Origin of the sequence: Haloarchaeobius sp. FL176 (assembly GCF_024609245.1) — an archaeon.
Classification (GTDB): domain Archaea; phylum Halobacteriota; class Halobacteria; order Halobacteriales; family Natrialbaceae; genus Haloarchaeobius.
Map to the genome: position 1 here is coordinate 110,905 of NZ_JANJYH010000001.1, position 22,514 is coordinate 133,418.

Genomic DNA, 22,514 nt, shown 5'->3' on the forward strand with positions numbered 1-22,514 from the left:
GCACCGACGCTCCGGGTCCCGGCAGTCGCTCCGGGGAACACGGCCCTTTTCACTGGCAGCGCCCCCAGAGGAGGTATGCAGAACGTCGACGCCGCCGGACTCGGTATCGGGGACGACCACCCGACACGAATCATGGGCGTGCTGAACGTGAGCGCGGAATCGCCGTACGACCCGAGTGTGTTCGACGACCCCGCCGAGGCAGCCGCCTACGTCGAGGACGAACTCGTCGGGGAGGGGGCGGACATCGTCGACATCGGCCTGGAGTCGGCGAACAAGCGCTTCGAGGTGCTCAGCGCCGAGGAGGAGCTGGACCGGCTGGACGTGGCGCTGTCGGTCATCGAGAACGCGTCCGTCGACCCGGTCTGGTCCATCGAGACGCGCTACCACGAGGTCGCCGCGGCCGCCCTCGACGGTGGCTTCGACATGATAAACGACATCGCGGGCTTCGCTGACCCGGAGATGCCACGGGTCGCCGAGGAGTACGGAGTCGCCGCCGCGAAGATGGCCAGCCCGCCGGACCTCACGCGCCCCGGGGCCGTCGAGGAGACGCCCTGGGCGGAGCGCAAGGGCGAGGACTGGGCCGAGCAGGCCGACTACGTCGACATGGTGTACGAGGCTCTCAAGCAGAACGGACTGCCCGACGACACCATCGTCGACCCCGCGTTCGGAGGCTGGTCCGAGGCCAAGACCGTGGCGAACGACCGGGAGACGTTCAGGCGGCTCCGCGAGTTCCGTGGCCTCGGCCGGCCGATGCTCGTCTCCATCAACCGGAAGAACTTCCTCCGGTCGCTGACCGACCGCCCGACAGAGGACGCACTGGCCGTCTCCCTCGCGGCCACCTCGATGGCCATCGAGCGCGGCGCACACGTGATCCGGACGCACGACGTGCGGGAGACGGTCGACGCGGCTGCCGTGGGCGACGCGTTCATGCCCGAGCGACACCGGACCCACGCGAACGGCGTCAGCGTCGAGGAACTCGACGTCAGCTCCGAGGGCGACGTGCGACGGCACGCGGACCGTCTCGGCACGGCCGACCTGGCCGCCACAGCCACCCTCGCCGTGTTCGACGTCCGTGGACTCACCGAGGATGCCTGCGAGGAGCTGGGGGGACTCGCTGCCGACGCCGAGACGACGTTCGCGATGAACGCGGCAGGCGACGGTGGCTTGCTCGTGGGAACCCACGCCGCACTCGAGACGCTCGTCGAGACCACGCCCGCGACTGCGGGCACCGGGGCAGTCCTCGACGCCGTCGCGTCGGCCCTGAAGTGAGCCTGTACCGTGGTCCGTCCGCTGGTGGACGGTGCACCACGGTCCCGTCGGACACCGAGGGCCGACAGTCTCCGAGCCGTATATCTATTGAATTTCGCGTGCAGACGGCTCTAACGACCCGTTATGGGTCGTATAACTCGGTAAGAGAAAACTTATACCGGTGGATTCAGAAGGTGGGGGTGGAAGCCGGGAGGGCCTCTCGGGTAGGGGTACTCACAAGAGGCAATTCCGGCCCACACCAACGGTTATCTTGGAACTACATCCGACAGCTACAGCCATGGACTTCGAAACGTTCGAGCCGGTGTACGAGACCATCCTCGCTGACTTCGGCTTCGACCGCGCCGGCGACGAGCGCGCACGCGACGTCCTCGCCGAGCTGACGACCCCGTTCGACGAGTCGCGTCTCTCGGTGCTCGCCGGCGAGCACGTCGCCGTCTGTGGTGCCGGCCCGACGCTCGCCGCGGACCTCGCGGACTGTGAGGCCGACCGGGTCGTCGCCGCCTCCTCGGCGGCGGCGGTCTGTCGTGAGCGGGGCGTCCCCGTCGATGTCTACGTGACCGACCTCGACGGCGAGCCCGAACTCGTGAACGACCTCGCCGCCGAGGGGACGCCAGTCGCGGTCCACGCACACGGCGACAACGTCGAGCGGGTCCGGTCGGTCGTGCCCGGCCTGCCCGCCGAGCCGGTGCTACCGACGACACAGGCCGCACCCGTCGCACACGTCCGGAACTACGGGGGTTTCACCGACGGCGACCGGGCCGCGTTCCTCGCGGACCACGCCGGCGCGGCCCGGCTCTCGTTCCCAGGGTGGTCGTTCGACGACCCCGGCGTCGGGCCGATGAAGCGGCGCAAGCTCCGCTGGGCGGCGCGGCTGCTCGCGTGGCTGGAGCGGCGGCGCGACGAGCGGTTCGCAGTGCTGGACGGTGCCCGGGACGAGCTGGAGCCGCTGCCCTGAGTGTCTCGTCGGCGAACAGCCGGACGGGCTGGCGTCTCCCTGTGCGAACGTAGCCCACTGTTGAACTCATAGGAGCGCTTTCCCCCGTCGGCCCTCGCTTTCCGTGCGATGGCTTCGACCGACAGGACCACCGGGGAACTGGTCGCCAAGACCGGCGTCTTCATGCACCACGTGACCGAGAGTACCGACGACCTCGCTGCCGCACTCGACGCCTACGGGACCGATGGGGACGCGTTCACGTCCGCCGTCGATCGCCTCGTCGCAGTCGAATCCGCCTGCGACAGCACGCTCCACGACCTCCGGCGGACGGTGGCCTCGGAGATAGACCCCAGCTTCAGTGGTGCGTACCTCCAGAAGAAGGACCTCCTCGAGCTGTTCACCCACGTCGACAGGATTCCGACGGGTCTCGAGCGGTTCGCTCACCAGCTTCGGGCGATGGCTCCCGTCCTCTCGGCCGAACAGCTCGCGTCGTTCGCAGCGATGACCGACCACATCTCGGCCGCCGTCAGGACGCTCACCGAGGCGATTTCGGGCTTCGTCGAGCGGCTGGTCGAGGGTGGGGACCGGGATGACCCGGCCGAGACGGTCGCACGCGTCGCTGAACGCGAGTCCGCCTGTGACCAGTTGAAGTACGACGCGGTGGCGGCGGCGTTCGAGGAGGGGGCGACGCCGCGCACCCTGATGGTTCGCGAGCTGTTCGTCTGTCTCGACGGAGCGATGAACGCGGTAGAGGACGCCGCCGACCACCTGCTGTTCGCGTCGGGGACGACACTCCCCTGAACTCACCCGTCGCGCTACGGCTCCAGCACGACCTTGCCGACGGACTTGCGGTCCTCGATGTACTCGTGCGCCTCGCGGGCGTCCTCGAGGGCGAACGTCTCGCCGACGACAACCTCCAGCTCGCCCTCGCTGAGCCCCTGGGTCAGGTCCGGCACCGCCTCGAGCACCTTCTGGGGCTTGCGGGCCATCGCACGGCCGAGGTGGTAGCCGATGACCGACTGGTTCCGGAAGAACATCTCGCTGGTGTCGAGCGTGCCGGGCACGCCGCTGGCCGCGCCGTAGGAAACGATACGCCCGAAGTCCTTCGTCGCCTGGATGGAGTCAGAGAACACGTCGTCGCCGACGCCGTCGAGCGCGAGGTCCACGCCGGCGCCGTCGGTCTCGGACTGCACCACGTCGACGAACTCCTCCTCGGTGTAGTTGATGGGGTGATCACAGCCGAGCTCCGCGGCGAGGTCGAGCTTCTCCTGTGTGCTCGCGGTGCCGAACACCTCCGCGCCGGCACGGTCGGCGAGCTGTACTGCCGCGGTGCCCACGCCGCCTGCGGCGGCCTGGATGAGCACCGACTCGCCCTCCTCCAGCCCGCCCCAGCCGAACAGGCAGTTGTGGGCGGTGAGGAACTGCACCGGGAAGCCCGCGGCCTCCGCGAAGCTCATCCCCTCCGGGATGGGGAACAGGGAGTCGACATCGGTGACGGCGTACTCGGCGTAGCCGCCGACGCCGACCATACCGACGTAGCGCGAGCCCTCCTCGATGTCGACGCCCTCGCCGGTCGCGTCGACGGTACCGGCGGCCTCGAAGCCGGGGACGAACGGCGCGTCCGGTCCGCCCGGATAGTGGCCCCGTCGCTGCATGATGTCCGCGAAGTTGATGCCCGCCGCCTCGACCGCGATGCGGACCTCGCCCGGGCCGGGCTCCGGTTTCTCCTGCTCGACGACTTCGATGTTGTCGCTTCCGCCGTACTCGGTGACCTGAATGGCGCGCATGTTCGAACCATCGTACTACCGCCGGCGGGAAAAGCCTCGGCCAACCGGCGAAACCATCCACAAGTTCAGTGTTCAATCCAGCTGGGGACCACGACCACCACGGGAGACAGTTTTATCGCCGGGGTCGCCCCACGTCTCCGTATGACAAACGACTGTTCGTTCCTCGACGAACTCGCTCTCGACGACGACCAGGTGTCGTTCGCCGAGCCGACGCGGGAGGCCCACGACAGCGACTGGGGGACGAAGCCGGGCGACGAGGTGCTACCCGACGCCGTGGTGTACCCCGAGTCGACAGCGGACGTCTCGGCCGTCCTCGAGGCTGCGACGGGACACGACGTTCCGGTCACGCCGTACGCGGCGGGCACCAGCCTCGAAGGGAACGCCGTGCCGGCGCACGCGGGCATCAGCCTCGACCTGACCCGGATGGACGCGGTGCTCGACGTCCGCCCCGAGGACTTCCAGATCGACGTCGAACCGGGCGTCATGGGCTCGGCTGTCGACGACGCGGCGGGCGAGCACGGGTTGTTGTTCCCCCCGCTCCCGTCCTCTGGCAGCATCTCGACCGTCGGTGGGATGGTTGCGAACGCCGCCAGTGGCATGCAGACGGTGCGGTACGGCGAGGTCGCGGACTGGGTGCTCGAACTCGAGGCCGTGCTCGCCGACGGCTCCGTCATCACGGCCGGCTCGAAGGCGGTCAAGACCTCCTCGGGCTACAACCTGCGCGACCTCCTCATCGGCAGCGAGGGCACGCTCGCTGTCGTGACCCGGGCGACGCTCGAACTCGCTGGGCGACCCGCACAGATTCGCGGCGGCCGCGCGCAGTTCGAGACGCTCGACGACGCCACCGCCGCCGTCGAGGACGCCGTCCAGTCCGGCGTCGACGTGGCGAAGCTCGAACTCATCGACGCCGAGAGCGCGATGATGGCCAACGCCTACTCCGGCACCGACCTTCCCGACCGACCCACCGTCTTCGTCGAGTTCCACGCCAACCACGGCATCGACGAGGAGGTCGACTTCTGTGAGTCCGTCTTCGCGGCCCACGACGCGACCCTGTTCGAGGTGGCCGAGGCCGACGCCGGTATGGACGAGCTGTGGGCGGCCCGCAAGGACCTCGCCTACGCGATGGAGTCCTGGGACCCCGAGCTGACGCCGCTCCACCCCGGTGACATCACCGTCCCCATCTCGAAGTACGGGGACGCTATCCGCTACGCGAAGGAGCTCGCTGCCGAGCACGACCTCCTGATCCCCTGCTTCGGGCACGCCGGCGACGGCAACGTCCACTACTCCGTGCTGGTCGACGAGGACGACCCCGATGCGGTCGAGCGTGGCGAGGCCGCATACCGGGACATCGTCGAGTTCGCCATCGAACGGGGCGGCACCTGCACTGGAGAGCACGGCATCGGCCTCGGCAAGCGGAAATACCTCGTCCGCGAGCACGGCGAGGCGACCGTCGACGCGATGCGCCGGGTCAAGCGCGCGCTCGACCCGACGGACACGCTCAACCCCGGCAAGATGTTCCCGGAGACCGTCGACGGACACCGCGTCCGCGACGGGGAACAGTAGGATGGCACCCCGCCACGTCCTCGTCCCGCTCGACGGCTCGCCGCTGTCCGACCGCGCGCTCGTCCACGCACTGGAGACGTACGACTGCCGGACGACGGTGCTCAACGTCGTGACGCCGCTGGACACCTCGATGAGCGAGGGCGGCATCCTCGACGCAGACGAGGACCGGGAGGAGTCCGCCGAGGACCGCGCCGAGACGATAATCGAACGGGGGAAGCGCCGCGCGGAGGAGCACGGTCACACCGTCGAGACGGCCGTCGAGACCGGCGACCCCGCCGAGACAATCCTCGAGTTCGCCGAGTCCACCGACGTGGACCACATCGTGATTGGCGGGCACGGGGGCGGACGCAACGGTCTCGTGGCACGGCTGCTCGGCACCGTCGCGACGACCGTCGTCAGCGAGGCGACGATGACCGTGACCGTGGTCAGAGACTGACGCGGGGCCGAGCGCTCAGCCGGTCGCGCCGCCGAGGACGAACGCGAAGACCCGATAGACCCCGAAGCCGAGCACGACCGACGTGCCGAGGGTCAGCACCCAGAAGAGAAGCGTCGTCCCTATCTTCCGCCGGGAGACACCGGCCGAGCCGCCAGCCAGTCCGCCGCCGATGACGCCCGAGATGATGATGTTGTTGAACGAGATGGGGATGCCGAGCAGGATGGCCGCCTGCGCGATGATGAACCCGGGGACGAGCGCCGCGATGGACCGGCGGACCCCGAGCTGGGCGTACTCCCGCGAGGTCGCCTGCAGCAGCCGCGGTGCACCCATCCACGCGCCGCCGAGGATGCCGACCGAGCCGACGGTCAGCAGGGCGATGCCCGGCAGGCCGAGCTCGACGCCGTAGAGGTTCTCCAGCGGCCCGGTCGCCAGTCCGACCTGACTGCCGCCGCTGGAGAACGCGACGATGCTCCCCAGGATGAGCAGGAAGCTCTTGATGCCTCTCTCGACCGACGTCTGGGTCCGCCGGCGGATGAACTGGAAGCTCACCACGGCGAAGACGAGCGTCACGACCGGCACCAGTAGGTCGACCTGGCCGACCGTCGGCGACGGGACGGTGCCCGAGACGAAGCCCGCGACGGACTCCTGGGAGTGCCCCGTCGGCGACGGGATGACGCTCAGCCGGATGTTGGCGACGATACCCCCCACGACGGCCGCTAACAGCGGGATGCTGACCGTCTCGGGGATGTCGTCTCGACGCAGGAGCGTCGCGGTCGTGTACGCCAGCCCACCCGACACCGGCGGAACGAGCAGCCAGAACGTCGCGATGCGCTGGTAGGTCCCGACCGCGGGGTCCCCGCCAAGCGAAAGCCCGACGCCGATCATCGCTCCCGTCGTCGCGAACGCCGCCGGCACCGGGTAGCCGGAGTAGATGCCGAACGCCATGAACGCCATCGCCGTCAGCAGGCCGGCGGTCGCCGCCAGCGACGTGATGGTAGCTCCCTGGATGAGCCCCGCTCCGACGGTCTCGGAGATACTTCCGCCCTGCGTGAGCGCGCCGAGCGCCGCGAGGATGCCGATGAGGAACGCGGCCTTCATCGTCGAGACGGCGTTGGCCCCGATGGCCGGTGCGAACGGCGGCGAGTTGCTGTTCGCGCCGAGGGTCCACGCGGTGCCGAGGCTCGTCAGGGTGGCCACCACGACCAGTCCCCAGAAGACGAGATCGGTCATCGGGCCCGTCCCGGGTCGGTCACGGCGAGACTCTCCGGCAGGTGGTTCGCTGCGTCACTGTCATACCACTCGGTTGGTGCTATCAGGTGAAGTAAGTACCCGCCCGGGCCGGGCATCGCTCACCGCTCGAACTCCCGGCGCTCGTCGTCTGACGCCTGTTCCTGCCCGCGCTCGACTCGCGACCGGACCCGCTCTACGTCCTCGTTCTCCAGGACGCGCGCCGTGCGTTGCTCGAACTCGGCCTCCGAGAGTTCGCCGCGGGCGTACATCCGCTGGAGTTCGTCGAGCGCGTCGTTCGTCGGGTCCGGCCCGTCCGCAGGGTCGGGCTCGCGGCCGAACAGTCGCCGGAGCTCGTCCCTGAACAGGAACGACAGCGGGAGGACGATGACGAACCCGAGGGCGACGAGCGGCGCTGTGACGGCGTAGGCCCCGACCCCGTTCCCGACGATGGCGACCGCCAGCGTGGCGAACACCACGAGGGCCGGGAGCTTCTCGAAGAAGTCCCCGTGGACCGGGTCGAACCCGCTAGCTCGGTCAGACATGGCCGGAGTGTTCGACCGCCTCGACCATATCGTTTGGTGGTTGCCCGGTCGCGGGGTCGCCCCCGACGGTTCAGTCGTGGACGAACGCGTCGACGACCGTCGGCCCCTCGGCCGCGACGGCCGCCCCGATGGTCGCCTCGAGCTCCTCGCGGTGCTCGACCGTGAAGCCGGTCGCGCCGTGACTCTCGGCGTTCGCCGCGAGGTCGACCGCCGGCTCGAAGTCCATCCCGACGTACTCGTAGTCGTCGACCTCGCCGCCGAAGATGGCCGCCGTGTTGTCCTTCAGGATACGGTAGTTCCGGTTGTCCGGCACGACGACGGTGAGGTCCAGGTCGTGGCGCACGGCGGTGTTGAGCGACTGGGGGTAGTAGAGGTAGGAGCCGTCGCCCACGAATCCGAAGACAGTCCGGGGGTCCTCGCGCTCTGCCTCCGCGAGAGCCGCGCCGACGGCCGCCGGGAGGCCGTAGCCGAGTCCGCCGCCCTTGTTGCCGAACAGGTGTCCCGGCGCGAAGTCCCAGCGCGTGAGCAGCGCGTAGCGTGCCGTGACGCCCTCGTCGATCACGAGCGCGTCCGGCGCGACGGCGTGCATCGCGTCGACGAGGTCCGCCTTCGACCCCCGCGCGTCGCCCTCGGGGGCCTCGTCCTCAGCCATCGCGTCCATCTGCTGGGCCGCGAGCTGCTTCATCGCGTCCACCTGCACGAGCCGCTCCTCACGCGTCTCGTCGTCGATCCGGTCCGCCACGGCGTCTGCGAGTTCGTCCACGACGTGCCCGAGGTCTCCCGTGACGACCGTCGCGGGCTGGTTCTTCCCGCCCTCCCACGGCTCGTCGGTGAGGTCGACGACCGTCGCGTCCTCGGGGACGAGCGGGTTCTCGTGGCCCCAGAGCGTCGTGTTCGTCGAACAACCCGCGAAGACGAGCGTGTCCGTGTGGAACAGCGTCGAGGCGACGTCCTCGCTGGGGGGAACGTTGCTCACCCACTGCTCGTGGTCCGTCGGGAAGTTCACCTCGTAGCCCAGAATCTCGCCGTGCACCCGCATCCCGCCCGCTTCCGCGAGGTCTACTGCCGCGTCGACGGGTTCGACGCCGGACCAGGCACGGTGGCGGCCGACGTGGTCGCCGACGACGAGCACCGGGTTGTCGGCTTCGGCGATGGCGTCGGCCGCCGCTTCGATGGCCGAGGGGTCACCCCGGCCCGGGTTCTGGACGGCGCCGCCGAGTGGCTCCGGCTCGGCGTCGGTCTCCTCGCGCATCACGTCCATCGGGAGTCCGAGGAACACCGGGCCGGTCGGCGGCGTGCACGCGACGCGGAACGCCCGACGGAGCATCCGGGGGAGCGCCTCGACCGAGAGCACCTCGTCCGACCACTTCGTGAACTGGTCGGTCAGCTCGACGAGGTCTCCCGAGAGGATTGGCTCCTCGGCCCGGAAGTCGCGCTCGTGGTTGCCCGCCGTGACGACCAGCGGTGCACCCGCCATCGCTGCGCCGTAGAGGTTGCCGAGTCCGTGAGCCGTCCCGGGTGCGACGTGGAGGTTCACCACGCCGACCGGGAGGCCGTCGAGTTCGTCCGCGCGCTGCCGTCGCACGCTCGCGTAGCCCGCCGCTGCCCCGACGGCCACGTCCTCGTGCAACCCCAGCACGTACTCGAGCTCCGAATCCACGAGTGCGTTCATCACGGGGAGCTCCGTCGTCCCGGGGTTGCCGAAGACGTAGTCTATGCCGTACTCCGAGAGGGCGTCGACGAACAGGTCCGCGCCGGTGTACTCGCTCATAGTTCTCCCCTCGGCGGGGGGAGTGAAAATCGTTGGCACGGCGGCACCGAGGGTTCAAGTCGGATAGCGGGGCCAGCATCGGCGTGTACTGAGCACGGCCGTGGGACGCCCAGCGGGTGTGCGACGCACCGTTCCACGTCCTCGTCGTCGAAACCAGCGTCGCCTGTTCGCCCTCCCGCGCCAGCGACCCGTCACACCTACCTGTCGGGCACTCGCACGTCCGGACGATGTCGGTCGGCTCGACAGACGCACTGGGGAGCCAGCGTGCGACGACTGTCGCCGCCACCCTGCTGACGGTCGTCCTCGTCGCTCCAGCGGCTGGGCTCGCGGGTCGTGTCCCGCCGCTCGCGCTCGCGCTCGCCGTCGGGGTTCTCCATGCGGTCGTCGTGCTCGCCGTCTGGGCGGTGGTGGTGCGCCGTCACACCGAGCTGCTGCGGACGTACGTCCACGAACGATTCCGCTTTGCAGCGCGGCTGGTGTCGGGCGGCTGGCTCGTCCTCTGCGCCCAGGCAGCGGTCCCGACGTACCTCCTCGGACGCTGGGCACTGCTGGCCCCCATGCTCGCACTCGTCCCAGTGACGTGGGCACTTCTCGTGACGTTTCTCACCCGCAGCGGCGACACCGACCCGCTCGGCCTGTACGTGTTCTACGGCCCGCTCGTGGTCCTGACGCTCTCGATGCTCGGCGGCGTCGAACTGGTGCTTCGGCACGCGCCGGTGCCCCTGTGACAGCGGTCTACTTCCGGTGAGCCACTTAACCGCCAGGACTACTGGAACAGTTTGCTGACTGCCCGTCGTGAGAACGTCCATCCACGAGTGGCGACGCGACCCTCCTGCCCGAGTTCATCGCCGAGGTGCTGTTCGGCCAGTCGGTGGGACCTGCCGGCGCGTTCGCGAATCCAGCGCTGACCGGCCACCTATCCCATCAGCTTTCCGATGGTTCTCTGGACAACCGCTACGGCGTACTGGTTCACCATTCGATATCTCTATATATTCCGCAATAGGCAACTTATCGTCGACGTACCATACGTATCCGTACAGTGGTGTCCGTTCCGATTTGGAGTGGAACCGTTCCGTCGGTACCGCTATTATAAATCGCTTTACATACTACTCGTTTCCTTGCACCTGATGACGCAGGACTCGACGCGTCTGGAAGAGGTGGCATCACGTCGTAAGTTCCTCCTGTCGACAGGGGCCGCGGGACTCACCATGCTGGCTGGCTGTTCCCAGTCCAACGATGGGGAGGAGGGAGGGGACGACACCCAGACTGATGGGATGGACACCGAGAACAGCGACCAGGACACCGAGAACAGCGACCAGAACACCCAGAATAACGAGGAAAGCAACGAGTCCGGGCTGGACACGACCGTCCTGACCGGTGACGGCTCCTCGACGGTGTTCCCCATCACGAACACCGGCGCGAGTTACTGGAACTCCAACCCGGAGGCCGGCGACGGCGACTACTGGCCGACCGAGTGGGCCGACGAGTACGGCACCGACATGCGGCTCGCCGACTACTTCGCCCAGCAGTACGGCTACGAGCCGACCGGCGAGCGCTCCCGTCCGTCGTTCCGCGTGAGTATCGCGCTGAGCCACTCCGGGACTGGTGTCGAGGGCGTCATGGAAGGTCGGGTCGACATCGGCGACTCCTCCGCCTCGGCCGAGGCAGAGCTCGCCGGAAGCGACGCCTCCGACGAGACGCTCGACAACTTCGTCGAGCACGTCGTTGGCGTCGACGGCCAGCCCATCGTGGCCAGCAACGAGATCGTCGAAGCCGGCGTCACGGAGATCACTATCGAGGAGCTCCGCGCCATCTACCGCCAGGAGATCACGAACTGGTCTGAACTCGGCGGCCCGGACCGCGACATCCTCGCGCTTGGCCGCGCAGAGGGCTCCGGGACGGACACCTCGTTCCGGTCGAACGTCTTCGGTGACCCGAATGCACCCATCAGTCCGGACCAGCGCTTCGGCCAGAACCAGCAGCTCCAGCAGGCCATTACCCAGGCCGACAACGCCATCTCCTACATCGCGCTGGCGTTCGTCGAACCCGACGGCGGGACGCCGCCGCTGGACCTGGTTATCGACGACACGACGTACTCCTACGGCGATAACCTCGGTGCGGAGGACTACCCGCTCTCGCGTGACCTCCACGCCTACACGTGGGAGGACACCTCGCGCAAGGAGGCCGCGTTCCTCAACTTCATCCTGAGCGACTTCGGTCAGGAGATCTTCGTCGCCGGGAACAACTACTTCAAGCTCCCGTCGGACCGGCTCGAGACCCAGCGCGAGAAGGTCGCCGCGTCGAACTACTCGTAACTCGGTTCCCGACGACGGGAATCGCCGTACTACCGACCATATTTCAGTACGAATGCTACAACAGATACCATACCGCGCTGGCGAGTTCGCTCGGGACGTGCCCAGGCGGCTGCGGTCGTACCGCGCTCGGACGGACGACGAGGCACTCCTCATCCACGCGCTTGGCGGGCTGACGACCCTGCTGACCTTCGTGTTGTTCTTTCAGAGCTCGAAGTGGACGGTCATCCCACTTCTTGGCTTTGTCGCCGTCACCGCCGTGGGCTGGCGGCGGCAGCAGGCGGAGGTCGCGAAGGGGTTGACGTTCCTGACCACTATCGCGACGGTGTCGATACTGGCGCTCATCATCGGGTTCCTGCTCTGGGAATCCAAGGACATCGTCGAACACATGGGCCTCGGTCTGCTGACCAAGGCGGAGGAGCCCCTGTGGGGAGCATCGAACGAGGGACAGATATACTCGCTGACCCCGATGATGATGGGGACGGCGCTGACGACGCTCATCGCGACCGCCATCGCGGCACCGCTCGGCATCGCTGGCGCAATCTTCATCAGCGAGATGGCCCCCACGCGGGTCCGCGAGGTCGTCAAGCCTGGCATCGAGCTGATGGCCGGCATCCCTTCGATCACGTACGGCTTCATCGGCCTCACCATCCTGAACCAGTACTTCTACGCCGAGTTCCGGACGCCGACCATCGGGAACTACTTCGCAGCGGGCATCATGATCGGCCTGATGGCCTTGCCGACGGTCGTCACCGTCTCCGAGGACGCCATCTCGACGGTGCCGGAGTCCATGAAGAGCGGTTCGCTCGCCATGGGTTCGACGGAGTGGCAGACGACCAAGAGCGTCACGATGCCGGCGGCGCTGTCGGGCGTCTCTGCGGGCGTCCTGCTGGGCGTCGGCCGCGCGATGGGCGAGACGATGGCCGCGACCGTCATGCTCTCGCACACGAAGGGGTTCCCCTCGCCGGCGTTCGACGTGTTCTCGAACTACGGCGAGACGCTGACGACGGTCATCGCCTTCGAGGGAGGCAGCGCGAGCGGCCTCCAGCTGAGCGCGCTGTTCGCGGGTGGCGTCGTCCTCTTCTTTACCGTGATGGTGCTCAGCATCGCCTCCCAGTGGGTCGAGTGGCGGATGCAGCAGAAGCTCGGAGGTGAGAAGTAATGAGCAACGCCACCGAGACCGAGCTGCGTGCCGGTCACTCGACGCTCGGGCGGCAGGTCGCACTGCCGGTCCTCGGGCTCGCCTTCCTGACGTTCCTCGCCACGTGGGCGACCACGTTCCAGTGGATCGACGAGACCCGGACGGTGCTTGGGATGACGGTGCTGACGCTGTTCGGCGTCGCGCTGCTCCTCATGGCGGCCGGCGTCGCCGGCATCGGCGTCCTCTCCCGATTCGGCTTCCTCGACACGACCCCGTCCCCGACCGCGGGACTGCCGGTCGGCATCGTCTTCGGCACGCTCTGGGCGTTCATCGGCATGGCCGTCTCGCTGCAGTACATCGGCAACACCATCGTCTACTGGGGGCCGATCGCGTTCGTCCTGGGCGCGGTCGGGCTCCTGACGGCGACGCTCCCCCGCGAGGACATCGGGTCGACGGTCCCGTCAGCCGTGCTACTCGCCGTCCTCGGCGGCCTCATCGTCGCCGGGGTGCTCGACGCGACCTGGGTGTACGAGGCCGAGTGGACCGGTGCCATCTTCCCCGGCAGCGAGCTCATCCCGCTGCTCGTCTCGGTTGCGACGCTGCTCGGCGTGTGGAGCGCCGGGAAGGCGAAGGAGGGCTTCGGCGCCCAGGGCCGCGAGGTGGGTGCGTTCTACATCATCGGCACCGTCGTCTTCAGCATGCTGTCGGTGCTGGCGCTGCTCATCTGGTTCATCGTCAAGAACGGCCTCGACACGTTCCTGACCGGTGCGAGCCTCACGGGCGGCCACCTGAACGTCCCGTTCGCGAGCATCAGCTTCCCGTTCATCGAGGTGCCGTTCGTCACGAACGTCACCGGCAGCCTGTTCGTCGAGACGCCGGGGGTCATGCCGGCAGTCGTCGGGACGCTCTGGCTCGTGTTCGGCGCGGTGCTGTTCGCCGTCCCGCTCGGCGTCGGTGCCGCGGTGTTCCTGACCGAGTACGCCGACCAAGGCCGGTTCACGCAGGTCGTCGAGGTGGCGACCAACGGGCTCTGGAGCACGCCGAGCATCGTGTTCGGCCTGTTCGGACTGGCGTTCCTCGTCCCGCGGATCAGCGGCGGGAACTCCATCTTCGTCGGCCAGCTCGTCCTCGGGTTCATGCTGCTCCCGCTGGTTCTCATCACCAGCTGGGAGTCGATCAAGGCGGTTCCGGACGAGTACCGCGACGCGAGCGCCGCACTCGGCGTCTCGAAGTGGCAGACCATCCGGAGCGTGGTCATCCCGGCGGCGATGCCGGGCACCATCACCGGCGTCATCCTCGGCGTCGGCCGCATCGCCGGCGAGACGGCACCGCTGCTGCTCGTCTTCGGTGGCGCACCGTACCCGAGCAAGAGCCCGAACGTCGTCGGGCAGTTCTCGTTCAGCACGGAGCCGCCGTTCATCACGAACCAGGCGCTGCTCGAACCGGCGAGTGCGCTGCCGTACCAGCTCTACGCCACCATCACGGCCGGGGTGTTCCCGCGCCCGGAGATCTACAGCAACCAGGAGTTCGGCTGGGGGACCGCGCTGGTCCTGCTGCTCGTCGTTCTCGGACTCTACGCCATCGGCGTCGCAAGCCGACTCTACTTCCGGAGGAAACTGCACTATGAGTAGTAACACCGTCGACACGGACCAGATGGACAGCCAGTTGACCACATCCGGCGAGACAGCAGAGGACATCGAAGATGCCTGGAGCGACTACCAGTTCCAGGGCGAGGCGAAGCTCTCGGTCGAGGACCTCGACGTCTACTACGGCGACGAGCAGGCCATACAGAGCGTCTCGATGAACATCCCGGAGGAGAGCGTCACCGCGCTCATCGGCCCCTCGGGCTGCGGCAAGTCGACGTTCCTCCGGTGTCTGAACCGGATGAACGACCGTATCAGCAGTGCCCGCGTCGAGGGCTCCGTCGAGTTCGACGGCGAGAACATCTACGGCGGCCGCACCAACCTCGTCGAGCTGCGAAAGCGCATCGGGATGGTGTTCCAGGCGCCGAACCCGTTCCCGAAGTCCATCAAAGACAACATCTCGTACGGCCCGCGCAAGCACGGCGACCTCGAGACCGGGCTGCTCCCCAGTCTGCTCGGTCGGGACGACACCGCCGAGGAGATGGACCTCGTCGAGCGCTGCCTGAAGCAGGCCGCGCTCTGGGACGAGGTGAACGACCGGCTCGACGACAACGCACTCGGGCTCTCCGGCGGGCAGCAGCAGCGCCTCTGCATCGCGCGCTGTCTCGCGGTCGACCCCGACGTCATCCTGATGGACGAGCCCGCGAGCGCGCTCGACCCGATTGCGACGGCGAAGATCGAGGACCTCATCGAGCAGCTGGCCGAGGAGTACACCGTCGTCGTCGTCACCCACAACATGCAGCAGGCGGCACGCATCTCCGACCAGACCGCGGTGTTCCTCACCGGCGGCGAGCTGGTCGAGTACGACGATACGGAGAAGATATTCGAGAACCCCGAGAGCCAGCGCGTCGACGACTACATCACCGGCAAGTTCGGGTGATTCTGTGGCGCGAGAAGGCTATCGGGAGGCGATGACCACCCTCCGGACCGAGGTGGCGGAGATGGGAGCGCTCGTGACCGAGCGTCTCTCGCTCGCACTGGACGCCCTCGCGGGCGACGAGGCGGCCGCTCACCGCGTCGTCGAGGGCGACGAAGCGGTGAACCAGACGTACGTCGCCATCGAGAACCGATGCCTCGACCTGTTCGCCCTCCAGCAGCCCGTCGCCTCGGACCTGCGAATCGTCGCGGCGTCGTTCAAGATAATCACCGACCTCGAACGCATCGGCGACCTCGCGTCGAACCTCGGGACGTATGCGCTGACCGAACAGCGTAGCAGCGTCCCCGAAATCGACGTGGTCGCCCTCGCGACAGACGTACAGACGATGGTCGACGATGCGATGACGGCCTACGTCGAACGCGACGTCGACGCGTGTTACGCGCTGGCCGAGCGGGACGACGCGGTAGACGCGAACGGGCTGCGGGCGAGCGAGCAGCTCGTCCGGGCGCTCATCGAGCGCGAGGACATCACGGACGCGTGGTCCGTCGAACGCGTCCTCGACGACGTCTCCCGGCTGCTCCTGACGGTTCGCGACCTCGAACGCATCGGTGACCACGCGGTGAACATCGCGGCGCGAACGGCCTACATGGTCGATAGCGACCGGACGCTCATCTACTGACAATGGAACGGAGAAAGGTTCAGAAGGTCGGCGGGTCGACGTACACGGTCTCGGTGCCGAAGGACTGGGCCCACGAACACCACATCGAGGCCGGCGAAGACGTTCACATATACACCCACGGGGACGGCTCGCTCGTCGTCCGGAGCTCGCGGACCGACGGCGAAGGGCTCGCCGAGCGCACCGTCGAACTCGACGACGAGGCTCCGGGGACGATAGAGCAGGTGCTCAGGGGACTGTGTGCCGCCGGCTTCGACGAGATAACCCTGGCCGCGCCCGCCGGGTTCGACGACGACCAGAGGCGGCGGGTCACGAGTGTCGCCCGGGACACCGTCGGACTCCAGGTCGTCGCCGCGGACGAGTCTGCCGTCACCGTCCGCAGTCTCCTCGACGCCGCCGACGTGTCGGTACAGCAGTCCGTGCTCCAGCTGCAGTTCATCGCGCTGTCGCTGCACCGCTCGGCCGTCGACATGCTGGTCACGGGCGAGAACAGCGGCCCGACCGAACTTCGCGAACGCGCGGCCGAGGTCCACCGGCTCGCGGGCATGGTCGTCCGCCACTTCAACCGCTCGCTCACCGACTTCGAGGAGACGGACGCGCTCGGGGTGAGCCGCCCCGCGCTGTTCACGCACTGCCGGGTCGCCCGGGAGTACGAGCGACTCGCGGACGACAGCGTCACCCTCGCCGGCGTCGCGGAGTCCGTCGAGCGCCCACTCCCCGACGGGTTCGGGGAGTCCTTCGAGGCGGTCGCGACCGACGCTCGAACGCTCGTCGAGGACGCCACCGGGCTGGTGCTCGAGGAGGCAACCGTCGACGAGGTCACTGACCTGCTGGGTCGCTCCGAGTCGGTCGCCGCGGCGCTGGAGACCGTCGAGACGGCCCTGTTCGAGACGGCGTCCGGTGCCGACCCACGGCTGCTGCGCGCGCTCGATTCGGTTGGGCGTACCGCCGAGGGCGGGCGTGCCGTCGCCCGGGCGGCGCTCGGGACCACGACGGCCGGGTCGCGTGCCGCCAGCGCCGGCGACGTGGGTGTCGAGGTCGCCGACGGCGAGTCGACACCCTGAGAGCGGAACTCCGTCTCGCGGCCGAACTCAGTGCTGGTCGGGAGCGAGCGCGTCGAGGGTCTCGTGGATCTCCTCGCGGGAGGCAGCGCGCGGGAAGCCCACGCTGATGTTGTCGACGCCGTCGATCTCCGCGAACTTCGCCAGCTCCTCGCGAGTACGCTCGGGCGTACCGGCGGCGGCGAAGTCGTCGAGCATCTCGTCGGTGAAGACGTCGAGTGCGGCCTCGCGGTCGCCGTTCATCCAGTTCGCGGCGATCTCGTGGGCCTCGTCCTCGTAGCCCTGTCGGGCCAGCGAGTCGCGGTAGTAGGTGCCCATCGCGCCGACGTAGAACGCCGAGTGCTGCTTGACGAGGTGGCGGGCGTGCTCGCCGTCGTCGAGCGCAGCACAGGTCAGCGAGAGCGTCACGTCCTGCTCGCTCCGGTCGCCGTCGCCCATCTCGACCCCGCGGTCGAAGTCATCGAGGCGGTCGCGCATCGCGTCCGGCGTGAACAGGATGGCGTGCCAGCCGTCGGCGAACCGGCCCGCGAGCTCGACGGCCTTCGGGCCCATCCCGGCGGCGTCGACCTTCGGGCGCGGCTCGGGCGGCTCACAGCGCAGCCGGAACCCGGAGAGGTTGAAGTACTCGCCATCGTAGTCGAGCTCTTTCCCCTCCAGCACCATCTTCACGATGTCGACGTACTCGCGGGTTCGTCGGAGGGGGTTGCCGAAGTCGATGCCGTGCCAGCCCTCGATGACGGCGGGGCCGGACGGGCCGATGCCGAGGCGGAATCGCCCGTCGGAGACCTCCTGCAGCGTCGCCGCAGTCTGGGCCAGCAGCGCGGGCGACCGCGAGTAGACGTTCATGATGGAGGACCCGATACCGATCTCCTCCGTGGCGTGGGCGATGCTCGTCATCACGGTGACGGCGTCCCGGCCCCACGTCTCTGGTAGCCAGACGAAGTCGTATCCCAGCTCTTCGGCGCGGACTGCCATGTCGACGAAGTCCTGCACCGAGTCCTGTGCGGCGACCGGCAGGTGGACGTGATAGTCTGTCACGATACTGCGGGCGTTGGAGCCGTAGGAACTTGATTACTCCCCATTTTCGTGCAAGGAACGTGGAACCGAGATGAACTCACTCGGTGTGTCCCCTGTGAGAACTAGAGTGGTCCGGCCGTTCAGACGTCCGGGTTCTCCATGATGTCGGGCAGCCCGGCGGCCGTGATGCTCTGACCCACGATGTAGGAGGACGCGGGCGAGGCGAGGAACTGCGCGAGGTCGGCGATCTCCTCGCTCAGGCCGATGCGGCGTTTCACCTCGTCGCGGTCGATCTCGTCGGCGGTGACGCCCATCTGACTGGCGACGCCGGGCGTGGCGACGAAGCCGGGTGCGATACAGTTGACGCGTACGTCGTCGTCGGCCCACTCGTAAGCGAGCGTCTTGGTGAGGTTCTCGACGGCGGCCTTGGCGGCGGCGTAGTGACTCATCCACGGCGCGCCCTGCTGGCCGGCGACGCTGGAGAGGTTGATGACTGTGCCCTCGGCCTCCTTCAGGTGCTCCTCGGCAGCCTGCGTGCAGTGGTAGGTGCCGGTGAGGTTGATGTCGACGATGGTCTTCCAGCCGTTCGGGCTGATGTCGTCGAAGTTCGCCATGAACGACGCGCCGGCGTTGTTGACGAGGACGTCGATGCCGCCGAACTCCTCGACGGTGGCCTCGACGAGCGCTTCGACGGCGTCGCGGTCGGTCACGTCGCACTCGACGGCCAGTGCACGTCCCGGGCGGTCGCTGTCCTCGATGCCCTCGACGACGGGCTCGACGTTGTCGAGTTCGCGCGAGCAGACGACGACGTCGACGCCGTCGTCGGCGAAGCGCTCGGCGATCACCCGGCCGATACCGCTCGACGACCCTGTGATGACGGCCACGTCGCCGTCGACCGCGAACTGTTCGGTACTCATCGAACCGCCTCCCGATGCTCGTGAGTCATGCTGCCGTACCGTACGGGCTGCGAGCAATAAAGATGGGTGAAGGCGGAGGCGTGAAACGCCGTGCGAATCGTTCCCAGTTTATTCTCGGTAAAAGCAACAGTTCGACCGACCGCAATTGTAGGAAAGGTATAACTATTGTGGAGTTGAAACGTGGGTAGATAGCGAAGCGGGGGAATCAATGGAACACACGAACGGGGATACCCGTCGACACGGGATGACGGTCGCCCGGGGGGGCATCGTCGTCGCGAAACGACTTGACGTGGAGTCGCTACCGCTACCGGCCGTCTCGTACGAACTTCGGTCGGAGCGCGAGGAGCGAACGGAAGTCACGCTCGTCGAGCAGCTGCCGCCGACGGTCGAGCCCGACCGGGTCGGCTACCATCCGGAGTACGGCGGCGAGGGCTGGACCTGCTACGACGGCGGCGAGCTCGTCTGGCGCGGCGAACTCGCACCGGGAGAGTCGCGGCGCGTCGTGCTCGCCGTCTGGCTCGACGCGCCCGAGACGGCGCCGTCGCTGCTGACGCCGCCGACCGTCGAGTCCGTCCGCACGGTCGCACGCGAGGCTGACCCGCACGTGCTCGACGAGACGCTGCTCACGGGTGCCGGCTCCAGCGCGGGCACGTCGGCCGTCGCGGAGCGCGTGCCGGATGCCGCGCTCCGGCAGGACGCGGAGGCCGTCCCGACGCTCGCCGAACTTCCGGACCCCGGCGACGGCCTCCACGCACCACCCCGGGCGGTCGTCGACGAGGCGGCCGACGCCATCGTGGGCGGCGGCTCGGACGAGGACCACGACCGGTACTACCACCTCCGGCTGTCGGTGGAGTCCGCGGACCGTGGTGCGCGCGAGGTCTCCGTCCTGGAGGACCTGACGAACGCGCTCTCGGTGCTGTACGCCGACGCGGACGACCGCGACTGCGGCTCGTGGCGCGTCCTCGACGTGGCCATCGGAACGAACTGGCAGGCCGAACGCATCGTGACCGCGCTGGGCGACGACCACCGGGTCTCCGGGCTGGTCGTGACCGAACTGACGGGCGCGGTCGCCGCACGGGCGGCGCGGCCAGAATCCGCCGACCCGAACCCCGACGAGTTCGCTGCCTCCGTGTTCGAGGCAGCGTCGCCGACGACAGACGAGGCGGGCGACGCTGTCGCACAGGATGGAACACCGGACGACGGCCCCGACCCGGTCGAGCCCACGACGGCGCTGGACGGCTCGGGTGCGCCGGTCGTCGCCGAGGGAACCGTCGACGACGACCTCGGCCGCATCGACTTTCCCGAACCGGGCGACCACGTCCCGAAGCCTGTCTCGCCGGGCGATGACACTGACGACGGCGAGTTCGAGACCGGTGACGGTGGGGTCGAGACCAGTGACGCCGGGTTCGAATCCGTCGACGTCGGAACCGGCGGCGACGCCGACAGCGGCGCTGGGTTCGGCGTCGACGACGAGTTCGGCTCGTCCGAGGACTTCACGTTCGACGACGAGGACGAGCCCGACGCTGGCTTCGATGCGGACGCGGGGTCGACGCTCGACAGCGACGAGCCGACCGACACGATGGCAGCGTTCGCCGAACTCCAGCAGGAGACCGAGCAGGCGGACGTCGACGAACTCGACGCCGAGTTGGAGGACATGGTGCTCTCGCCGACCGGCTCCGAGGAGTACACCATCGGGAAGCTGCTCGATGACATCGAGGACGACCAGGGACTCTCGTCGGTCTGACGGACGGTCGCGATACGTGCGGTCAGTTCTCTCGCTCGCCCCGGGACGACTGTCCCTCAAATATCTTGTTTAAACCCCGTACATAGACGGGCGAGTCTCCTCGTCGGTCCGCCCCGTAGCTGTGCACAGTGATAGCAGGATGGCAACGAACGCGTGCGGTGGCTGGAACGTGGACGGCTGCGAAGGGACGGCCTACTGTCCGCCACGCTGTCCGCGGTTCGTCGGCAAACACGGGACGAACTACCTGATACAGCCGATTCCCGCCGCTGACGCCCCGCCGGAGGCACTCGTCGAGATGTACCTGGACTACCCGCAGGAACACCGCTCGATGGGCCTCCCACCGCTCAGAGAGCGAGGGATTCGTGACTGGCTGCGGACCCTCCATGCAGGCGGCACCAACCTGCTCGCGTGGGACGACGACCGGGTCGTCGGACACACCGGGTTCGCCCCGCACGACGCCGAGGAGCCGGAGTTCCTCGTCTACGTGGACCCGGCGTACCACGGTCGCGGACTCGGGACCGAGCTCACCAGACACGCCATCGCGTACGCGGCCGCCGCCGGCCACCGGGCGCTGCGGCTCAACGTGGCGAACGAGAACCGGACCGCCATCGCCGTCTACCGGACGCTCGGCTTCCAGGTCGTCGACCGCGCCGGTATCGAGCTTGAGATGCGCCTCCCGCTCGACGGCCCGGTCGCGGTCGAGAGCCAGCTCGCGCCCGCAGCCAGAGCCTGACCACTGCTCCTGCGACCCTGCCGAAGCGGCGAGACAGCCCGACCTTCGATGGGCCGAAGTAGCTCGCTGACGACCCAGCGATGACCAGATACCCGGCGACGAGAAACCGTTCGACCAGTACCGCGCGGACGTGGACCGGCCGCCCGTACGTCTGTTCCGTGAGTACGGCCTGCCGCGGCTGCGGTGGTTCGTCGTCGGCAACGTCCCCAGCGTCGCCGGCCGGAGCGCGAGCTTCCTCCCGCCGCTGGTGCTCGTGACCGCCATCGACGCCGTGTTCAACGGAAACGGCGACTACTCACTCCCGCTCGTGCCCGGGTCGATGCTCCCGACCGAGCCCGCGGCACAGTTCCGGCTCTCCGTCGCGCTCATCGTCACGGGCTTCGTCCTGACCGGCGTCGGGACGTTCGTCTGGGGCGTGACGATGAACCGGTTCGCCCACGGCGTGATGCACGCGGTCTGGACCGACCCCACATGTCAGTCCTGACGCTCTCGTACTTCTACCGAGCCGGGATGGAACTGCTGGCGGGCATCTCCTTCGCGGTCACGCTCGTCGTCGGTGGGCTGTGGCTGTTCCAGGGCGCGCCGTTCGGGCTCACGGGCCGGCTGACCCTCGGCGAGTCCGTCGTGTTCCTCCTGCTGACACGGCGGTTCGTCGAGCCGTTCTCACAAGCCTCGAACCTCGTCGACTGGCACGAGAACGCGAAGGCCTCCGACGAGCGCGGCCTCGAACTGTCGGGCGGCCAGCGCCTCGCGATCGCCCGCGTCGTCCTGAAAGATTCGCCGAGCCTCGTCCTCGACGGCAGCGAGGCCGAGGATGTCCCGACAGCGTGTTCGGAGCGTCACACGGCACCTGATACGACG

General features: G+C 68.3%; 22 protein-coding genes. 15 read left to right on the top strand and 7 right to left on the bottom strand.

From position 1 onward, the window contains the following. Positions 1 to 75: 75 nt before the first annotated feature. The 3 genes from folP (at position 76) to NO978_RS00620 (ending at position 3,004) form a co-directional block, all read left to right on the top strand. Positions 76 to 1,269 carry a dihydropteroate synthase gene (gene folP, locus NO978_RS00610; RefSeq protein ID WP_257297563.1) on the top strand — a complete coding sequence of 398 codons (1,194 nt, stop codon included), beginning with the start codon at positions 76 to 78 and terminating at the stop codon, positions 1,267 to 1,269. Positions 1,270 to 1,546: 277 nt separating this feature from the next. Next, the gene (locus tag NO978_RS00615) at positions 1,547 to 2,224 is read left to right on the top strand and encodes a 6-hydroxymethylpterin diphosphokinase MptE-like protein (protein ID WP_257297564.1); all 678 of its coding nucleotides are present in this window, start codon (positions 1,547 to 1,549) and stop codon (positions 2,222 to 2,224) included. Positions 2,225 to 2,332: 108 nt separating this feature from the next. Next, entirely contained in the window at positions 2,333 to 3,004 is a 672-nt protein-coding gene (locus tag NO978_RS00620) for a DUF47 domain-containing protein (RefSeq protein ID WP_257297565.1), read from the top strand. Between the two features lie 14 nt (positions 3,005 to 3,018). On the opposite strand, the gene NO978_RS00625 is transcribed toward NO978_RS00620, so the two are convergent. After that, the gene (locus NO978_RS00625; protein WP_257297566.1) at positions 3,019 to 3,990 is read right to left on the bottom strand and encodes an NADPH:quinone oxidoreductase family protein; all 972 of its coding nucleotides are present in this window, start codon (positions 3,988 to 3,990) and stop codon (positions 3,019 to 3,021) included. A 141-nt stretch (positions 3,991 to 4,131) separates the two neighbouring features. Here NO978_RS00625 and NO978_RS00630 point away from each other — a divergent pair, with 141 nt between their 5' ends. Both NO978_RS00630 and NO978_RS00635 read left to right on the top strand, forming a co-directional pair. Then, positions 4,132 to 5,553 carry an FAD-binding oxidoreductase gene (locus NO978_RS00630; RefSeq protein WP_257297567.1) on the top strand — a complete coding sequence of 474 codons (1,422 nt, stop codon included), beginning with the start codon at positions 4,132 to 4,134 and terminating at the stop codon, positions 5,551 to 5,553. Position 5,554: 1 nt separating this feature from the next. Next, positions 5,555 to 5,989 (top strand): universal stress protein, encoded by a 435-nt coding sequence (locus NO978_RS00635; RefSeq protein ID WP_257297568.1) that lies wholly within the window; start codon positions 5,555 to 5,557, stop codon positions 5,987 to 5,989. A 15-nt stretch (positions 5,990 to 6,004) separates the two neighbouring features. Here the strand turns inward: NO978_RS00635 and NO978_RS00640 are convergent, their stop codons facing one another. The 3 genes from NO978_RS00640 to NO978_RS00650 all read right to left on the bottom strand — a co-directional run bounded on the left by NO978_RS00640 (position 6,005) and on the right by NO978_RS00650 (position 9,532). Beyond that, positions 6,005 to 7,219 carry an inorganic phosphate transporter gene (locus NO978_RS00640; RefSeq protein WP_257297569.1) on the bottom strand — a complete coding sequence of 405 codons (1,215 nt, stop codon included), beginning with the start codon at positions 7,217 to 7,219 and terminating at the stop codon, positions 6,005 to 6,007. Positions 7,220 to 7,338: 119 nt separating this feature from the next. Continuing rightward, positions 7,339 to 7,761 carry an SHOCT domain-containing protein gene (locus tag NO978_RS00645; protein WP_257297570.1) on the bottom strand — a complete coding sequence of 141 codons (423 nt, stop codon included), beginning with the start codon at positions 7,759 to 7,761 and terminating at the stop codon, positions 7,339 to 7,341. A gap of 70 nt (positions 7,762 to 7,831) precedes the next feature. Continuing rightward, a complete protein-coding gene (locus NO978_RS00650; RefSeq protein ID WP_257297571.1) occupies positions 7,832 to 9,532 on the bottom strand; it encodes a thiamine pyrophosphate-binding protein in 1,701 nt (566 codons plus the stop codon). Positions 9,533 to 9,648: 116 nt separating this feature from the next. Here NO978_RS00650 and NO978_RS00655 point away from each other — a divergent pair, with 116 nt between their 5' ends. From NO978_RS00655 to NO978_RS00685, 7 genes are all read left to right on the top strand, one after another. Continuing rightward, complete coding sequence (locus NO978_RS00655; RefSeq protein ID WP_257297572.1) at positions 9,649 to 10,260, top strand: hypothetical protein; 612 nt, start codon at positions 9,649 to 9,651, stop codon at positions 10,258 to 10,260. A gap of 399 nt (positions 10,261 to 10,659) precedes the next feature. Next, positions 10,660 to 11,847, top strand: a complete 1,188-nt coding sequence (locus tag NO978_RS00660) for a substrate-binding domain-containing protein (RefSeq protein WP_257297573.1) — start codon at positions 10,660 to 10,662, stop codon at positions 11,845 to 11,847. Between the two features lie 97 nt (positions 11,848 to 11,944). Beyond that, the gene (gene pstC / locus NO978_RS00665; protein WP_257297574.1) at positions 11,945 to 13,006 is read left to right on the top strand and encodes a phosphate ABC transporter permease subunit PstC; all 1,062 of its coding nucleotides are present in this window, start codon (positions 11,945 to 11,947) and stop codon (positions 13,004 to 13,006) included. Next, entirely contained in the window at positions 13,006 to 14,616 is a 1,611-nt protein-coding gene (gene pstA, locus NO978_RS00670; protein WP_257297575.1) for a phosphate ABC transporter permease PstA, read from the top strand. Before pstC ends, pstA begins: the two co-directional genes overlap by 1 nt. After that, the gene (pstB, locus tag NO978_RS00675) at positions 14,609 to 15,508 is read left to right on the top strand and encodes a phosphate ABC transporter ATP-binding protein PstB (RefSeq protein WP_257297577.1); all 900 of its coding nucleotides are present in this window, start codon (positions 14,609 to 14,611) and stop codon (positions 15,506 to 15,508) included. Before pstA ends, pstB begins: the two co-directional genes overlap by 8 nt. Before the next feature lie 4 nt (positions 15,509 to 15,512). Further along, positions 15,513 to 16,184 (top strand): phosphate signaling complex protein PhoU, encoded by a 672-nt coding sequence (gene phoU / locus NO978_RS00680; protein ID WP_257297578.1) that lies wholly within the window; start codon positions 15,513 to 15,515, stop codon positions 16,182 to 16,184. Positions 16,185 to 16,186: 2 nt separating this feature from the next. After that, entirely contained in the window at positions 16,187 to 17,245 is a 1,059-nt protein-coding gene (locus tag NO978_RS00685; protein WP_257297579.1) for an AbrB/MazE/SpoVT family DNA-binding domain-containing protein, read from the top strand. A 27-nt stretch (positions 17,246 to 17,272) separates the two neighbouring features. On the opposite strand, the gene NO978_RS00690 is transcribed toward NO978_RS00685, so the two are convergent. After that, entirely contained in the window at positions 17,273 to 18,280 is a 1,008-nt protein-coding gene (locus NO978_RS00690) for a TIGR04024 family LLM class F420-dependent oxidoreductase (protein ID WP_257297580.1), read from the bottom strand. Between the two features lie 119 nt (positions 18,281 to 18,399). Further along, on the bottom strand, positions 18,400 to 19,176 hold the full coding sequence (locus NO978_RS00695) for an SDR family NAD(P)-dependent oxidoreductase (RefSeq protein ID WP_257297581.1): 777 nt from the start codon (positions 19,174 to 19,176) through the stop codon (positions 18,400 to 18,402). Between the two features lie 244 nt (positions 19,177 to 19,420). Here NO978_RS00695 and NO978_RS00700 point away from each other — a divergent pair, with 244 nt between their 5' ends. The 3 genes from NO978_RS00700 to NO978_RS00710 all read left to right on the top strand — a co-directional run bounded on the left by NO978_RS00700 (position 19,421) and on the right by NO978_RS00710 (position 22,137). Then, the gene (locus tag NO978_RS00700; RefSeq protein ID WP_257297582.1) at positions 19,421 to 20,920 is read left to right on the top strand and encodes a hypothetical protein; all 1,500 of its coding nucleotides are present in this window, start codon (positions 19,421 to 19,423) and stop codon (positions 20,918 to 20,920) included. 139 nt (positions 20,921 to 21,059) lie between these two features. Continuing rightward, complete coding sequence (locus NO978_RS00705; protein WP_257297583.1) at positions 21,060 to 21,653, top strand: GNAT family N-acetyltransferase; 594 nt, start codon at positions 21,060 to 21,062, stop codon at positions 21,651 to 21,653. 130 nt (positions 21,654 to 21,783) lie between these two features. Then, positions 21,784 to 22,137 (top strand): hypothetical protein, encoded by a 354-nt coding sequence (locus tag NO978_RS00710; protein ID WP_257297584.1) that lies wholly within the window; start codon positions 21,784 to 21,786, stop codon positions 22,135 to 22,137. 179 nt (positions 22,138 to 22,316) lie between these two features. Here NO978_RS00710 and NO978_RS00715 read toward each other — a convergent pair whose 3' ends face one another. Beyond that, entirely contained in the window at positions 22,317 to 22,496 is a 180-nt protein-coding gene (locus tag NO978_RS00715) for a hypothetical protein (protein WP_257297585.1), read from the bottom strand. Positions 22,497 to 22,514 lie beyond the last annotated feature (18 nt).

What these genes read in the sequence shown, in the direction of transcription:
- pstA (WP_257297575.1), top strand. Translation starts at nt 13,006, where the DNA reads ATGAGCAACGCCACCGAGACCGAGCTGCGTGCCGGTCACTCGACGCTC.
- NO978_RS00620 (WP_257297565.1), top strand. Translation starts at nt 2,333, where the DNA reads ATGGCTTCGACCGACAGGACCACCGGGGAACTGGTCGCCAAGACCGGC.
- NO978_RS00625 (WP_257297566.1), bottom strand. Translation starts at nt 3,990, where the DNA reads ATGCGCGCCATTCAGGTCACCGAGTACGGCGGAAGCGACAACATCGAA.
- folP (WP_257297563.1), top strand. Translation starts at nt 76, where the DNA reads ATGCAGAACGTCGACGCCGCCGGACTCGGTATCGGGGACGACCACCCG.
- NO978_RS00635 (WP_257297568.1), top strand. Translation starts at nt 5,555, where the DNA reads ATGGCACCCCGCCACGTCCTCGTCCCGCTCGACGGCTCGCCGCTGTCC.
- NO978_RS00650 (WP_257297571.1), bottom strand. Translation starts at nt 9,532, where the DNA reads ATGAGCGAGTACACCGGCGCGGACCTGTTCGTCGACGCCCTCTCGGAG.
- pstB (WP_257297577.1), top strand. Translation starts at nt 14,609, where the DNA reads ATGAGTAGTAACACCGTCGACACGGACCAGATGGACAGCCAGTTGACC.
- NO978_RS00645 (WP_257297570.1), bottom strand. Translation starts at nt 7,761, where the DNA reads ATGTCTGACCGAGCTAGCGGGTTCGACCCGGTCCACGGGGACTTCTTC.
- NO978_RS00705 (WP_257297583.1), top strand. Translation starts at nt 21,060, where the DNA reads ATGGCAACGAACGCGTGCGGTGGCTGGAACGTGGACGGCTGCGAAGGG.
- NO978_RS00660 (WP_257297573.1), top strand. Translation starts at nt 10,660, where the DNA reads ATGACGCAGGACTCGACGCGTCTGGAAGAGGTGGCATCACGTCGTAAG.
- NO978_RS00685 (WP_257297579.1), top strand. Translation starts at nt 16,187, where the DNA reads ATGGAACGGAGAAAGGTTCAGAAGGTCGGCGGGTCGACGTACACGGTC.
- NO978_RS00700 (WP_257297582.1), top strand. Translation starts at nt 19,421, where the DNA reads ATGACGGTCGCCCGGGGGGGCATCGTCGTCGCGAAACGACTTGACGTG.
- NO978_RS00695 (WP_257297581.1), bottom strand. Translation starts at nt 19,176, where the DNA reads ATGAGTACCGAACAGTTCGCGGTCGACGGCGACGTGGCCGTCATCACA.
- NO978_RS00615 (WP_257297564.1), top strand. Translation starts at nt 1,547, where the DNA reads ATGGACTTCGAAACGTTCGAGCCGGTGTACGAGACCATCCTCGCTGAC.
- NO978_RS00640 (WP_257297569.1), bottom strand. Translation starts at nt 7,219, where the DNA reads ATGACCGATCTCGTCTTCTGGGGACTGGTCGTGGTGGCCACCCTGACG.
- NO978_RS00630 (WP_257297567.1), top strand. Translation starts at nt 4,132, where the DNA reads ATGACAAACGACTGTTCGTTCCTCGACGAACTCGCTCTCGACGACGAC.